The 14,900-nt window shown below is 70.9% G+C and carries 13 protein-coding genes; 12 read left to right on the forward strand and 1 reads right to left on the reverse strand.

The genetic code is table 11. The annotated features are described in order from the left end of the window. Positions 1–34: 34 nt before the first annotated feature. The 6 genes from WA640_RS10730 (at position 35) to WA640_RS10755 (ending at position 6,363) form a co-directional block, all read left to right on the forward strand. Positions 35–997, forward strand: coding sequence for a LacI family DNA-binding transcriptional regulator (locus WA640_RS10730; protein ID WP_335987642.1), 963 nt, complete (start codon positions 35–37; stop codon positions 995–997). Beyond that, entirely contained in the window at positions 994–1,998 is a 1,005-nt protein-coding gene (locus WA640_RS10735) for a LacI family DNA-binding transcriptional regulator (protein ID WP_335987643.1), read from the forward strand. The genes WA640_RS10730 and WA640_RS10735 overlap by 4 nt, the downstream gene beginning before the upstream one ends. Before the next feature lie 213 nt (positions 1,999–2,211). After that, positions 2,212–3,813: a hypothetical protein gene (locus WA640_RS10740; RefSeq protein ID WP_335987644.1), complete on the forward strand. Its 1,602-nt coding sequence runs from the start codon at positions 2,212–2,214 to the stop codon at positions 3,811–3,813. After that, positions 3,810–4,778: an ABC transporter permease gene (locus WA640_RS10745; protein ID WP_335987645.1), complete on the forward strand. Its 969-nt coding sequence runs from the start codon at positions 3,810–3,812 to the stop codon at positions 4,776–4,778. The genes WA640_RS10740 and WA640_RS10745 overlap by 4 nt, the downstream gene beginning before the upstream one ends. Positions 4,779–4,783: 5 nt before the next feature. Further along, entirely contained in the window at positions 4,784–5,716 is a 933-nt protein-coding gene (locus tag WA640_RS10750; protein WP_335987646.1) for a carbohydrate ABC transporter permease, read from the forward strand. Then, positions 5,713–6,363, forward strand: coding sequence for a YesL family protein (locus tag WA640_RS10755; protein ID WP_335987647.1), 651 nt, complete (start codon positions 5,713–5,715; stop codon positions 6,361–6,363). Before WA640_RS10750 ends, WA640_RS10755 begins: the two co-directional genes overlap by 4 nt. On the opposite strand, the gene WA640_RS10760 is transcribed toward WA640_RS10755, so the two are convergent. Continuing rightward, positions 6,353–7,174 (reverse strand): phosphotransferase, encoded by an 822-nt coding sequence (locus WA640_RS10760; RefSeq protein WP_442904729.1) that lies wholly within the window; start codon positions 7,172–7,174, stop codon positions 6,353–6,355. The genes WA640_RS10755 and WA640_RS10760 overlap by 11 nt on opposite strands. Positions 7,175–7,413: 239 nt before the next feature. Here WA640_RS10760 and WA640_RS10765 point away from each other — a divergent pair, with 239 nt between their 5' ends. The 6 genes from WA640_RS10765 (at position 7,414) to WA640_RS10790 (ending at position 14,885) form a co-directional block, all read left to right on the forward strand. Then, positions 7,414–8,436, forward strand: a complete 1,023-nt coding sequence (locus WA640_RS10765) for a LacI family DNA-binding transcriptional regulator (protein WP_106363780.1) — start codon at positions 7,414–7,416, stop codon at positions 8,434–8,436. Further along, on the forward strand, positions 8,433–9,983 hold the full coding sequence (locus WA640_RS10770) for a sugar ABC transporter ATP-binding protein (RefSeq protein ID WP_335987649.1): 1,551 nt from the start codon (positions 8,433–8,435) through the stop codon (positions 9,981–9,983). Before WA640_RS10765 ends, WA640_RS10770 begins: the two co-directional genes overlap by 4 nt. A gap of 161 nt (positions 9,984–10,144) precedes the next feature. Continuing rightward, positions 10,145–11,131, forward strand: coding sequence for an ABC transporter substrate-binding protein (locus WA640_RS10775; RefSeq protein ID WP_106363778.1), 987 nt, complete (start codon positions 10,145–10,147; stop codon positions 11,129–11,131). Between the two features lie 99 nt (positions 11,132–11,230). After that, positions 11,231–12,796 carry a sugar ABC transporter ATP-binding protein gene (locus WA640_RS10780; RefSeq protein ID WP_335987650.1) on the forward strand — a complete coding sequence of 522 codons (1,566 nt, stop codon included), beginning with the start codon at positions 11,231–11,233 and terminating at the stop codon, positions 12,794–12,796. Next, on the forward strand, positions 12,793–13,857 hold the full coding sequence (locus tag WA640_RS10785) for an ABC transporter permease (RefSeq protein ID WP_106363777.1): 1,065 nt from the start codon (positions 12,793–12,795) through the stop codon (positions 13,855–13,857). The genes WA640_RS10780 and WA640_RS10785 overlap by 4 nt, the downstream gene beginning before the upstream one ends. After that, on the forward strand, positions 13,854–14,885 hold the full coding sequence (locus WA640_RS10790; RefSeq protein ID WP_106363776.1) for an ABC transporter permease: 1,032 nt from the start codon (positions 13,854–13,856) through the stop codon (positions 14,883–14,885). Before WA640_RS10785 ends, WA640_RS10790 begins: the two co-directional genes overlap by 4 nt. Positions 14,886–14,900: the final 15 nt, after the last annotated feature.

A 14,900-nucleotide genomic window follows, 5' to 3' on the forward strand; every position in this document is an offset into this window, starting at 1 on the left:
GGCCGGGGTTGCGGTTCGGGCTAATGTGGTGCGCATGCGTGTGACGATGCGCGAGGTCGCGGTGCGAGCCGGCGTCTCGGTGAAGACGGTGTCCCGCGTGGTCAACGAGGAGCCCCACATCCGCCCCGAGACCCGCGACCAGGTGCGGGCGGCCATCGCCGAGCTCGGCTGGACCCCGAACGCCTCGGCCCGGACCCTCCGCACCGGACGGACCGGCGTGGTCGGCATCGCCGTCGCCGGACTGCGCCGCCCCCTCCTCGCCGCGCTCGTGGAGCGCCTCGTCATGGAGCTCGACCGGCACGGCCTCCACGCCGCCGTCGAACCCACCCACGACGACCCCGCGCGCCTCGCCGCCGCGCTCGGACTGCGCGGCCACACCTTCGACGCGCTGCTCGCGGTCGACGCGCCCGACCTCCCCGCCGAGGCCGTGGCCGCCGAGGACGGGCCTGTCGTGCGCGTCGACATCACCCGGCGGCCCGCGACCGAGCCCGCCGTCGACGTGGTGCGCGCCGATCTCGACCAGGCCGTGAACACCGCGCTGCGGCATCTGCGCGTCATGGGCCACCACCGCCCCGTGCTCCTCGGCCCCGGCCCGCTCGCGGAGCCCGGCCAGGCCCTCGCGCGCATCGACCCCGGGCCCGGCGACATCGGCCGCGCCGCGGGCTTCCGGGCCGCGCAGCGCGCGCTCACCGAGCAGCCCGGCGTCGACGCGCTCATCTGCGGCACCGACGAGATCGCCTTGGGAGCGCTCGCCGGGCTCCACGCCGCCGGAGTGGACGTCCCCGGCCGCGTCGCCGTCATCGGCTACGGCAACCTCGACGACGCCCGGTTCAGCACGCCTTCGCTGACCACCATCGACCCCGACCCGATCTCCCTCGCGCACAACGCCATCGACTTGCTCACCGCCCGCTTCTCCCAGCCCGGCCAGGCCCCGGAGTCGGTCAGCGTCCCCGTCACGCTCGTGCAGCGCGAGTCGACGTCCCAGGGCGCCCGATGAAGCGCCCGACCCTCGCCGACGTCGCGGCCGTCGCGCGCGTCTCCCCGAAGACCGTCTCGAACGTGCTCCTCGGCCGCCCCTACGCCGCCGAGGCCACCCGCCAGCGCGTGTGGCAGGCCGTCGAGGCCGTCGGCTACCGCGTCAACCGCGCGGGCCGGGCCCTCGCGGGCGGCGGCAGCGGCCGGATCGCGATCGTCGTCCCGAACCTCCACCAGCCCTACTACGCCGAGAACGCCGAGCGGCTGATCCTCGCCCTCGAAGCCGAAGGGCTCACCACGACGCTGCGCATCGCCCCCGACGGCAAGTCGGGACTCCGCGCGGTGCAAGGCGAGACGACCGCCGACGCGGACGGCGTGATCGTCTTCCCGAACTTCCACCCGCACCAGCTGGGGGACCGGGCGCCCGAGCGGCCGGTCATCCAGTTCGGCGGCAACCCCTCGGGGCTCCTCGACACCGTCGTCATGGGCCAGCACGAGGGCTTCGAGGCCGTCACCCGCCACCTCCTGGACACCGGGAGGCGCCGACTCGCACTGGTGTGGAACGCGACCGAGAGCGGCCTGCCGGACGGCGACCGCTACGAGGGGTTCCTCGCGGCCCTGCACGAGTACGGGATCGAAGCGGACCCGGCGCTCATGGCCGCGGGCTCGGACTGGGACCGCCGCGCGCCCGGCTTCGAGGCCATGTCCGGCCTGCTCGCCTCCGGCGCGGAGTTCGACGCGGTGGTCTGCATCAACGACGCCGTGGCCGTCGGCGCGCTGCGGGCCCTGCGCATCCGCGGCGTGCGCGTGCCCGACGACGTGGCGCTCACCGGCTTCGACGACACCGACGAGGCCGAGTTCACCGTCCCTCCGCTCACGACGGTGAGCCCCGAGCACCAGGCCATGGTCGACGCGGCCGTGGCGATGCTGGTCGAGCGCCTCGGCGGCGAGTCCGGGCCGCCGCGCATCCGCCGTACCGGCGCGCACCTGGTCCCGCGGGCCTCCTCCGGCGTCCCGCGCTGACCCGCGGCCGAGGCGCGACCAACGAGTCCGAATCGAGATGGTTCACGTTCACATTTGTTGATGTCTCGTCATTGACAACGCTGAACCAGATGCATATATTCATGTGGATCTTGGTCGCCGCGACCGCGGCGATCCGCACGAACCCCCAGGCAGCGGCCGCCCCTGCGATCCCGAACGCCGCCTGCGGGGGCCGCCCCGACTCAAGGAGGAGTCTTGCTCCCGAAACCCCACCGCCGCGGCGCACCCGCCGCCGTCGCCTCCCTCGCCGCAGCGGCCCTGCTGCTGAGCGCCTGCGGCGGCGGAGGCGAGGACGACAACGCGCTCCACATCCTCGTCGTCAAGCACGCCCTCACCGGGCCCATGGCCGACATGGGCTGGGTCGCCGACATCGAGGAGGCCGCGGGCATCCCCGTGGAGTGGGAGGAGGTCTCGGCCGACTGGGACCAGAAGAAGTCCACGATGCTCGCCGCCGGCGACATCCCCGACCTCGTCATCGGCGCGAACGCCATCACCGACGCCGACATGGTCACCTTCACCGGCCTCTTCGAGGACCTCAGCGACGACATGGACTCGCTCCCCAACGTGCAGGCCATGTTCGACGCCCGCCCCGAGACCGAGCTCATGGCGACCCGCCCCGACGGCGAGGTCTTCTCCATCCCCTCCTACCGCCGCTTCTGGCCCCAGACCTCCACCCGGCAGTACATCAACCAGCAGTGGCTCGACAACCTCGGCCTGGAGCAGCCGACTACCTGGGACGAGCTCCACGAAGTGCTCCTCGCCTTCAAGACCGAGGACGCCAACGGCAACGGCGACCCCGACGACGAGATCCCGATCGACTGGTCCCCGGCGGGCGAGAGCGGCTTCGGCTACTTCCAGCCCTCCGTGTTCCTCGGCAGCCTCGGCCTGCCCATCACCAACGGCGGCGGCTCCGGCTACTTCGTCGAGGACGGCACCGTCGGCAACTTCCTCACCGACCCCCGCTACAAGGAGGTCGTCTCCTTCCTGCACGACCTCTACGCCGACGGCCTCGTCAGCGCCGACGTCATGACCCAGGACTACTCCGCGTACCAGTCCGTGGGCCGCGGCGACGGCGACACCGCGAAGGTCGGCTTCTCGTGGGGCTGGACCGCCTCCGACCGCTTCGGCCCGCAGATCGCCGACCAGTACGCGCCGATCGCCCCGCTCGCGGCCGACGCCTCGACCACCGACGTCGCGTGGACCTACGACTCCTACTCCCTCAACTACGGCCTCAACACCATCACCATGTCCGCGCAGAGCACCAAGAAGGACGCCGCGCTCAAGGTGATCGACGCCTTCTACGGCCAGGACCTCTCCCTCCAGGCCCTCTGGGGCGAGTTCGGGCAGAACATCGAGGACGGCGGCAACGGCGTCTACACCGTGCTGCCGCCCGCCGACGAGACCCTCGACCCCTCCTCCTGGAAGTGGACGACCACCCTCGCCGACAACAGCCCCGGCTGGATCCGCGACGACATCGAGGTCACCCTCCCGACCGACATCCAGGAGGCCGTCGAGGACGAGGCGCCGTTCGCCGACGCCCTCGCCGCCATCGACCCGGCCACCGACATCTGGCCCGGCGAGCTCATCAAGATGAACGCCGAGGACTCCAGCCGCCTCTCCCTGCTGCACACCGACATCCTCGGACCGGCCATGCAGCGGTGGGCCACCTGGATCACCGAAGGCGGCGTCGACGCCGAATGGGACGACTACGTCGCCGAGCTCGAAGGGCTCGGCCTGACCGAGGCCGTCGAGATCCACCAGCGCTACTACGACGAGTACCTGGCGGCGCAGGGATGACCTCCGCGGCCACCGCCCGGACCGCCGGGGGCCTCGCCCCCCGGCGGGCCCCGGGCCCGGTCCACCGCCTCAAGCGGCACTTCCGCAGGTACTGGCAGCTGTGGGTCATGGTCGCCCCGGCCGTCGCCTTCGTCGCGGTCTTCGCGTACGTGCCGATGTACGGGCTCCAGCTCGCGTTCCGCGAGTTCGACTTCGCCGCAGGGATCACCGGCGGCGACTGGGTGGGCCTCAAGTACTTCCAGCAGTTCTTCGACAGCCCCCAGTTCTGGACCCTGCTGCGCAACACCGTGGTCATCAGCGTCAGCACCCTCGCCGCGGGCTTCGTCGCCCCGATCGCGCTGGCGCTCATGGTGAACCAGGTGCTCGGGCGGCGCCGCAAGAAGTTCCTCCAGACCGCGACGTACCTGCCGCACTTCATCTCGATCGTGGTCATCGTCGGCATGCTCCAGGTGTTCCTGTCGCCGACCTCGGGCCTCATCACCCGCGTCGTGGGCCTGTTCGGGGTGGACGACGCGAACTTCCTCGGCAGCGCCAGCGCGTTCGTGCCGGTCTACGTGCTCTCCGAGGTGTGGCAGCACGCCGGGTGGAACAGCATCATCTACCTCGCCGCGCTCTCCAGCGTCGACCCGCAGCTGTACGAGGCCGCGAAGATCGACGGTGCCGGCCGGTTCAGCATCATCCGGCACGTCGACGTGCCCGCGCTGGTGCCCACGATGATCGTGCTGCTCATCCTCAACATGGGGAACGTGCTCAACACCGGCTTCGAGAAGATCTTCCTGATGCAGAACCCGCTCAACCTCGGCGTCTCCGAGGTGATCGCGACCTACGTCTACAAGATCGGCATCCTCTCGAACCAGTTCAGCTACGCGACCGCGATCGGCCTGTTCAACACCCTCATCAACTTCGCGTTCCTGGTGGTGGCCAACCAGATCGCCAAACGCGTCTCCAACACGAGCCTGTGGTGAGCCCGATGCAGCGTCTTTCCGACAAGCAGAGTCCATTCGCGAGCCTCCGCCGCGACACGCCCGGCGACCTCGTCTTCAAGGCCCTCCTGGCCCTGTGCTGCGTCCTGGTGCTGCTGCTGACCCTGTACCCGATCTACTTCGTGGTCATCGCCTCCGTCAGCAGCCCGGACCTGGTCTCGACCGGGCAGGTCTGGCTCTTCCCGCGCGACCTCTCCTGGTTCGGGTACGAGCAGATCCTCGCCGACGACCGCATCTGGAACGGCTACCGCAACACGCTGCTCTACGCCGTCGCCGGGACCGCCCTCAACCTGCTGGTGACCATGCCCGCGGCGTTCACGCTCTCGCGCCGCGAGTTCCGGCCGCGGCGCGTGCTCATGTTCTTCTTCGCGTTCACGATGTTCTTCAGCGGCGGGCTCATCCCGATGTACCTGCTGCTGCGCGACCTGAACCTGCTCGACAACTGGCTCGTGTTCATCCTGCCGTCGGCGGTGAACGTCTTCAACCTCATCATCGCCCGCTCGTTCTTCGAGCACTCGCTGCCCGAGGAACTGCACGAGGCCGCCTCCATCGACGGCGCGAACTACTTCCAGTTCTTCCTGAAGATCGCCCTCCCGCTGTCGATGCCGATCCTCTCGGTCATCGGCCTGTACTACCTGGTGCAGCACTGGAACGACTTCTTCACGGGCCTGGTGTTCGTGCGCGACTACAGCCTCCAGCCGCTCCAGATCGTCCTGCGCGACATCCTCATCTCCAACCAGGCCTTCTCTGGAGGCGCGGGCGGAGCGGGCGGCGCCGGGGCCGGGTCCTACGCGCAGCAGTACGCCGACCAGATCAAGTACGGCGTCATCGTCGTCTCCACCCTGCCGGTGATCGTGCTGTACCCGTTCCTCCAGCGCTACTTCGAGAAGGGCGTCATGATCGGGGCGGTGAAGGGATGAGGCCCGCGTTCCTCGACTGGTACCAGCGCCTCGGCCGGCTCGGCCTGCGGCTGCTGTGCCTGCACCTGCTGTGGCTCGCCTGGACGCTCCGCGGCGGCGTCGTCCTCGGGGCCTTCCCCGCCACGTCCGCGCTCCACGGCGTGCTCCGCGACGACGCCCGCACCGCCATCGCCCGCCCCGACGAGCCGCTGACCCTCGCCGGGCTGAGGGCCCGGTTCGGCGAGCTGTGGAAGCGCGAGTTCGCCGCCGCCAACCGGCTCGGCGCGGTCCTGGCCCTGTGCTGGGCGTTCCTGCTCGTGGACCGGCGCGTGGTCGAACATCTCGACCTCGGCGCGGCCGGGCCGTTCCTCGCGGGCGGGCTCACCGTCGCCGGGGTCGTCCTCGGCGTCGTCACGGTCCTGGTGTGGCCCTTGCAGTCCCACTTCGAGGAAGGGGCCGGGGCGCTGCTGCGCCGGGCCCTGGTGCTCACGGCGGGGCGACCGGCCACCGCGGCCCTCGCGGGCGCGGGCGTCGGCGTCCTGCTCTGCGTCTACTACCTGGTGCCCGGCCTGATCCCGGTGTTCGGCCTCGCCGCGCCCGCGGCGCTGGCGACCGCGGTGCTGTGGCGGTCGGGGGTGCTCGCGCCCCGCGCGCTCGTCAGCGCCTGAACTCGGCCCGCAGCTCCGCGAGCTTCTCCGCTGCGAACCGCATCCCGTCGGGGAACCGGTCGGCCGGGTCCCAGCGCCACGCGATGATCATGGCGAGCATGAGGATGCGGCACTCGCGCAGCAGGTCGCGGTCGGCGCCCCGGTAGTGCTCGGCGACCGCGTCGGGCGTGTGGGCCAGGTCGAACTCGACGGGGCCGCGGCAGCACGTCTCGAAGTCGATGAACCGCGGGCCCTCGCGGGCGGCGAGCAGGTTCCCCGGGTGCGGCTCGCCGTGCAGGAGCTGCTCGTTCCCGCGCGCTGCAATGTGGCGACCCAGGTCCAGCGCCTCGATGAGCACCGCCCGGTCCTCCTCCGGGAGTCCGGGGCTGACCTCGCGGTCCGCCACGATCGCGAGCGCTTCCGCCACCCGGTCGGTGAAATGCGGGGCCGGGACGTCGAGGCCGCGCATCCCGGCGTGGAGCCGTTCGAGCGCGGCGGCGTACTCGGCCGGAGGGACCTCCGGGGCCGCGGGCTCGTAGTAGGTCCAGAACGCGACCGTGAAGCCGTCGCGCTCGACAACGCGCGCCGGAACTCGCGGTTCGGGGACCGCGACGGGCGCGCCCGCGGCGGCGAGTTTCCCGGCCACGTCCAGCTCGAACTGCGCGACCTGCTCATCGATCGGAGCCACCCGGGCGAGTGCGTCGCAGGGCCGCAGCCGCACCGCGTACTTGTTCGACTCGTGGAGCACGACCGCCTCCGCGGCGTCGAGTCCGACTGACACGGCCACCGCCTGAGCCGCTGCAACCGCCCTTGCCGCCCGCGATTCCGTCATCCGCGCCCCTCTCTCGCAACGAGTCGGGAGCCTATCAAAGAGCCAGGTATTGACCCAAATGAATTGTTCCCGGTAACATTCGGTGCTATCGACGTCCGCGGATGTCGTCATACCCGGCTCCGACGACATCCGCTCCTGCGCCGAATCGATAGGCTGGGGGTATCGCGCCGTACTCGGCGCGATACCCCGGCTGGTGCGAAGGACGGACCCGATGGAGACCATCCCCTTGGAGGGCGCGCGTGGCGAACACGAGTGCTGACAAGCCGAACATCCGGCAGGTCGCGCGCCTCGCCGGGGTCTCCCACATGACCGTGTCGCGGGTCCTCAACAACTACCCGCACATCAAGGACGCGACCAGGCGCCGCGTCCTGGAGGTCATCGAGGAGCTCGACTACCGGCCCAACATGGCCGCGCGCGCACTCGCGACCCAGAAGAGCCAGCGGATCGGCGTCATCGTCGAGAGCGCCGTCGAGTACGGCCCGACGAGCACGCTCCGCGCCCTGGAGTCCACGGCCCGCGCCGCCGGATATGCGGTCAGCTCGATCTCCCTCGGCGACGGCGACGGCATCTCCCCGCAGGAGGCCGTCGACAACCTCACCACCCAGGGTGTCGACGCGCTCTGCGTCATCGCGCCCCGCTCCTCCTCCATCGCGGCCCTGCGCAAGATCTCCATCGGCGTCCCCGTCCTCGTCGTCAAACCCGACCGCGACCCGACCTTCCTCACCGTCTCGCTCGACCAGCAGGAGGGGACCACGCTCGCCGTCGACCACCTCGTCTCCCTCGGGCACCGCGACATCCTGCACCTCGCCGGGCCCCTCGACTGGCTCGACGCGCGGGCCCGCGAGCGCGCGTTCCACGCCCGCGCCAAGGCCTGGGGCGTGCGCGAGCGCCCGATCGTGGTCGGCGACTGGAGCGCCGACTTCGCGTACGACTTCGCCAGGGGCATACGGGAAGTGCCCGACTACACGGCCGTGTTCGTGGCGAACGACGACATGGCGGTGGGCCTCGTCCACGGCCTGTCCGAGCGCGGCATCTCCGTGCCGGGGGAGCTGAGCGTCGTCGGCTTCGACGACGTGCCGCTGGCCGCCCACGTGCTGCCGCCGCTGACCACGGTGCGGCAGAACTTCCGCGCGCTCGGCACCGCGATCGTGGACCTGCTGCGCGCCGCCGTCGAGGAGCGCGAGATCCCGCGCGTGACAAGGATTCCCGCGGAACTGCTGGTGCGGTCCTCGACCGCCGCGCCCCGGGGGGCCGAGCGATGAACGACATCCAGCCGGTGGTGGAGATGACGGGCATCACCGTCGAGTTCTCCGGGGTGCGCGTGCTCGACGACGTCGACCTGGCGCTGTACCCCGGGGAAGTCCACGCGCTCATGGGGGAGAACGGCGCCGGGAAGTCGACGCTCATCGGCGCGCTCACCGGGACGCTCCCGATCCTGGAGGGCGAGGTGCGCATCGAGGGCGAGGAGCGGATGCCGACCGGCGTCGCCCGCAGCCGCGCCGAGGGCATCGCGACGGTGTTCCAGGAGACGCACCTGAGCCCGCACCTGACGGTGGCCGAGAACGTCATGATCGGCAACGAGGTGCGCGGCGCGTTCGGCATCGACTGGAAGGCCAACCGCGCCCGCGCGGCCGAGGTGCTCGCGCTGCTGGGCCTGAACGACCTCGACCCGCGCATGCCCTTGTCCGCGTTGACACCTGCGGTGAAGCAGCTCGTGGCCGTGGCGCGGGCCCTCGTGGTGGAGCCGCGGGTGCTCGTCCTGGACGAGCCGACGTCGAGCCTCGACGCGTCCGAGGTGCGCACGCTGCTGCGCGTCGTGCGCGGCCTGCGCGACCGCGGCGTGGCGATCCTGTTCGTCTCGCACTTCATCGAGCAGGTCTTCGAGGTCGCCGACCGGATGACCGTGCTGCGGGAAGGGCGCCTGGTGGGGGAGTACCTCGCGGCCGAACTCGACCGCTCCGACCTCATCTCGAAGATGCTCGGCGAGGACATCGAGGCGCTCAAGGCGCTTCGTTCAGAGCGCTTGGCCCACCACTACTCCGCGTCGGGCAAGCCGACGCTGCGCGCCTCGGCGCTGGGCCGGCGCGGCACCCTCGATCCGACGGACATCGAGCTGTCGCGCGGCGAGGTCGTCGGCTTCGCGGGGCTGCACGGCTCGGGCCGGACCGAGCTCGCCCGCCTCATGGGCGGCGCGGAGCGCGCCGACTCCGGGGAGATCTGGGTCGACGGCGTCCGCGTGCAGCTCCGCAGCCCCGGCGCGGCCCTGCACCAGCGCATCGCCCTGTCCACTGAGGACCTCAGAGGCGAGGGCATCATCGCCGGGCTCACCGCCCGCGAGAACATCGTGCTCGCCCTCCAGGCGATGCGCGGCTGGTCGCGGCCCCTGTCGCGGGGCGAGCAGGGCGCGCTCATCGAGACGTATCTCGAAGCGCTGCACCTGTCCCCGAGCGACATCGACCGGCCCGTCGAAGAACTGTCGGGCGGCACGCAGCAGAAGATCCTGCTCGCGCGCCTCCTCGCGACCCGCCCGCACGTGCTCATCCTCGACGAGCCGACGCGCGGGGTCGACATCGGCGCGAAGCTCGACATCCAGCGGCGCGTGGCCCAGCTGGCGGGCGAGGGCGTGGCCGTCGTCTTCATCTCCTCGCAGCTCGAAGAGGTCGTGCGCCTGAGCGACCGGATCGTGGTCCTCAAGGACCGCGAGAAGATCGGCGAGCTGAGCAACGGCCCCGGCGTCACCGTCGACACGATCGTGGAGATGATCGCCGCGGACCTCGACGGCGACCTCGACGGCGAGCCGGAGGAATAGAGGAATCGATGGGTCACGATTGTGACACGACTCTTGTGCTCCCGATTTTGTTCCCGGTAACATAAATCGCGCGGCGCAACCCCTGCGTCACTGCAACGGCAGCGGATCCCCGGATCCGGTCCGCCGGACCCCTCAGCGTCCGGCATCTCAAGGAGGAGAACATGTCTGCAAAGCAGCGCATCGTCCAGGTGCTCGGAGCGGCGACCGCCGGCGCCCTCGCGCTCGGCCTCACCGCCTGCGGCGGCGGGGACGGGGGCGACGACGACGGCCTGACCACCGTGGGCTTCGTCGCGGTCGGCCCGGAAGGCGCCTGGCGCGAGGCCAACGAGACCAACATCCAGGAGACGTTCACCGAGGACGCGGGCTACGAGCTCAAGTACGCCCCTGCCACGAACCTGGACCAGAAGTCGCAGATCGACGCGTTCACGTCGTTCGTCGACGAGGGCGTGGACGTCATCCTGCTGTCGGCCACCGAGGCCACCGGCTGGGAGGACTCGCTCAAGCGCGCGCAGGAGGCGGAGATCCCGGTGATCCTCCTCGACCGCGGCATCGAGCCCGACGACACCGACCTCTACGTCACCCGCATCGCCCCCGACAACATCGCGGTCTCCACGGCCGTCGCCGACTGGGCCGTCTCCGCGTTCCCCGACGGCGCCAACTACTTCGTGCTCGAAGGCCCCGCGGGCGTCTCGGTCGTGAACGAGCGCAACGAGGGCTTCGACGCCGTCGCGGGCGGCCAGGCGAACCTCGTCAAGGTCGGCGCGCAGACCGCGAACTGGTCCACCGAAGAGGCCAAGAGCGTCGTCGAGACCGTCCTGAAGTCCAACGACAACGACGTGCAGTTCATCTTCGCGCAGAACGACGAGATGGGCCTCGGCGCCGTGCAGGCCGTCCAGGAGGCGGGCCTCACCCCCGGCACCGACGTCAAGATCGCCACGATCGACGGCACCAAGAACGCCCTCGAATCCCTCGCGGCCGGCGAGCTCAGCTTCGTCGCCGAGTACAACCCGCTGTTCGGCGAGACCGCCCTCGAAGTGGTCGAGCAGGTCCTGAACGGCGACGACGTCGAGTCGAGCATCGTCGTGCCCAGCGCGACCTTCGACTCGCCCGAGGCGGCCGAGGCCGCGCTCCCCGACCGCAAGTTCTAGTCCCAGGAACAGCAGTCAAGATCGGTGCGGGGCCCTCCGGGGCCCCGCACCCCAGGCCACCCCGCGGCGCCGCCGCGGCGACAGGATGTGGAGCAGGCGATGCCAGAATCGCTTCCGATCGTCGAGATGGTCGGCATCTCGATCGCGTTCCCGGGCGTGAAGGCGCTCGACGAGGTCGGGCTGCGGCTCTACCCCGGCGAGGTCCACGCGCTCATGGGCGAGAACGGCGCCGGGAAGTCGACGCTCATCAAGGCGCTCACCGGCGTCTACAAGATCGACGAGGGCGAGATCCGCATCGCGGGCGAGCCGCGGCGCCTCGGCGGCACCGCCGACGCGCAGAGCGCGGGCATCTCCACGGTCTACCAGGAGGTCAACCTCTGCGCGAACCTCACCATCGGCGAGAACGTCATGCTCGGCCACGAGGTGCGCGGCCCCGCGGGGATCAACTGGAGGGCCACCAACAAGGCCGCCGCGAAGACCCTCGCGAAGCTCGGGCTCGGCCACCTCAACCCCAAGCAGTCGCTCGCCGCGCTGCCGCTGGCGCTCCAGCAGCTCGTCGCGATCAGCCGCTCAATGGTGTTGCAGTGCAAGGTCCTCATCCTCGACGAGCCGACCTCCAGCCTCGACGCCAACGAGGTCGAGCAGCTGTTCGCCGTCGTGCGCAACCTCCGCGACCAGGGCGTCGCCATCCTCTTCGTGTCGCACTTCCTCGACCAGGTCTACGCGATCAGCGACCGCCTCACGGTCCTGCGCAACGGCCGCTTCGAAGGCGAGTACCGCACGGAGGATCTCGACCGGGCGCAGCTCATCGCGAAGATGATCGGCCGCGACCTCGCGACGCTCAAGTCCCTCGACGCCAAGGAGTCCCGCCGCGTCCGCGGCGACGAGGCCCCGCTCTACGCCGCCAAGGGCATCGGCCGCAAGGGCGCCATCGACCCGGTCGACGTCGAGCTCCACCGCGGCGAGGTCGTCGGCCTCGCGGGCCTCCTCGGCTCCGGGCGCACCGAGCTCGCCCGCCTCATCTACGGCGCCGACAGGCCCGACACCGGCGACGTCGCCGTCGACGGCGAGAAGGCCGAGATCACCACGCCCGCGAAGGCGCTCGCGAAGCACATCGCGTTCTCCAGCGAGAACCGCCGCGACGAGGGCATCGTGCGCGACCTCTCCGTGCGCGAGAACCTCGTCCTCGCCGTCCAGGCCCGCCGCGGCTGGGCCCGCCCGCTCACCCGCCGCGAGCAGGACGCCATCGTCGCCAAGTACATGGACGCCCTCGGCGTCCGCCCCGCCGACCCCGAGCGGCCCGTGCGCCTGCTCTCCGGCGGCAACCAGCAGAAGGTCCTCCTCGGCCGCTGGCTCGCCACGGAACCCGACCTCCTCATCCTCGACGAGCCCACGCGCGGCATCGACGTGGGCGCGAAGGCCGAGATCCAGGAGTACGTCGCCGACCTCGCCGACGAGGGCCTCGCCGTCCTGTTCATCTCCTCCGAGATCGAGGAGGTCGTCAGGCAGAGCGACCGCATCATCGTCCTCAAGGACCACCGCAAGATCGCCGAACTCGAAGGCGGGCCCGGCGTGTCCGCCGATTCAATCGTCACCGTCATCGCCGAGGACGGCCTCGGCGACCCGAATGCGGACGCCGCCGTCCGCGAGGAGGCCACCACATGAGCGCGCACGCGCACGGCCCGGCCGAGGCACTCAAGGCCCTCGTCCGGCGCCAGTACTTCTGGGGCATCGTGGCCATCGCGCTGCTGCTCCTCGTCAACCTCGTCAAGGACCCCGGCTACCTCGCCGTGTCCATCGGCTCCTCGGGCAACCTCGTCGGCAACGTCATCGACATCCTCCGCGCCGCCGCGCCCGTCATCCTCATCGCCGTCGGCATGTGCCTCGTCGTCGCCACCGGCGGCATCGACCTCTCCGTCGGCTCCGTCATGGTCGTCGCCGGGGCCGTCTCCATGGAGTTCCTCTCCGGCGCCCCCGACACGCCCGGCTCCGGCCTCGCGGCCCTCGGCCTCGTCGTCGTCGTGAGCGCCGCCCTCGGCGCCGTCAACGGCGTGCTCGTCTCCGTCGTCGGCCTCCAGCCGTTCATCTCGACGCTCGTCATCATGCTCGCCGGACGCGGCCTCGCCAAGGTCATCACCGGCGGCCAGAACACCGCCGCCACCAACGAGACGTTCCGGTGGATCGCCAACGGCTACGTCCTCGGCCTGCCCGTCGTGTTCCTCCTCGCCCTGCTCCTCGCCGTCGCCATGGGACTCCTGGTGCGCCGCAGCGCCCTCGGCCTCATGCTCGAAGCGATCGGCATGGACCCCAAGGCCGCCCGCCTCGCGGGCGTCAACCGCCGCGCGCTCCTGTTCACCGTCTACATCCTCGGCGGCGTCCTCGCCGGCTTCGCGGGCGTGTTCGCCACGGCCAGCGTCATGACCGTCGACGTCTCCCGCACCGGCTACCAGCTCGAACTCGACGCGATCCTCGCCGTCGTCATCGGCGGCACCTCCCTCGCGGGCGGCAAGTTCAACATCACCGGGGCCGTCGTCGGCGCGATCCTCATCGCCACCCTCGACAAGACCGTCGTCTTCCTCGGCGTCTCCTCGTCCGCCACACCCGCCTTCAAGGCCGTCGTCATCGTCGTGCTCTGCCTCCTCCAGTCGGAGCGGGTGCGGCGCGCGTTCCGCCAGCGCCGCGCGGCCGCCGCCCGCACGCCCGAGCGAGAGGCCCTCGCCGCATGAGCACCCTGACCCAGGCCCCCGCGGAGCCCACCGGCGTCCGCGCGCTCGCCAAGCGCCTGTCCCTGCACCTCGACACGCTGCCCACCGCGGCCGCCGTCGTCATCTTCATCGGCATGATCGTCTACGGCGAGGCCGCGTACGGGCGGATCGTCCAGTTCAACACCCTGTCGAACCTGCTCATCAACAACGCCCACCTCATCATCCTCACCGTCGGCCTCACCTTCGTGATCCTCACCGGCGGCATCGACCTCTCCGTCGGCGCGGTCATCGCCTTCAGCAGCGTCGCGGGCGTCATGCTCATGAACGCGGGCTGGAACCCCTGGATCGCCATGCTCGTCATGGTCCTCATCGGCACCGCCTTCGGCGCGGCCTCCGGCATCCTCATCCAGTACTTCCACGTCCAGCCGTTCATCGCCACCCTCGCGATGATGTTCCTGGGCCGCGGCCTCGCCTCGATCCTCAGCACCGTCCCCGAACGCCTCGCCGACGACTCGCCCGTGCGCGAACTCGGCACCCAGATCAAGGTCTACGACGGACCCAAGGTCAACGACATCGCCATCACCCCCGGCGTCATCATCGCCGCCGTCGTCGTCCTCGCCGCGTTCTTCGTCCTCCACCGCACCCGCACCGGCCGCACCGTCTACGCCATCGGCGGCTCCGAGCAGTCCGCGCAGCTCATGGGCCTCCCCGTGGCCGCCACCAAGATGTGGGTCTACATCATCAGCGGCACCCTCGCCGGGCTCGCCGCCGTCGTCTACACCGCCCGACTCGGCAGCGCCCAGAACATCACCGGCATCGGCTGGGAGCTCGACGCAATCGCCGCGGCCGTCATCGGCGGCACCCTGCTCACCGGCGGCGCCGGGTTCGTCCTCGGCTCGGTCGTCGGCGCGCTCGTCCTCGGCCTCATGAACGTCCTCATCACCCGCGACGGCAGCATCCCGCCCGAAGCGACCACCATCATCACGGGGGGCATCCTCCTCGTCTTCGTCCTCCTCCAGCGCGCCGTCCTCGCCAGACGACGCGAATAGGCGCCGCAGGCACCC

The organism is Glycomyces sp. MUSA5-2 (genome assembly GCF_037034145.1).
Lineage (GTDB): Bacteria > Actinomycetota > Actinomycetes > Mycobacteriales > Micromonosporaceae > Glycomyces > Glycomyces artemisiae.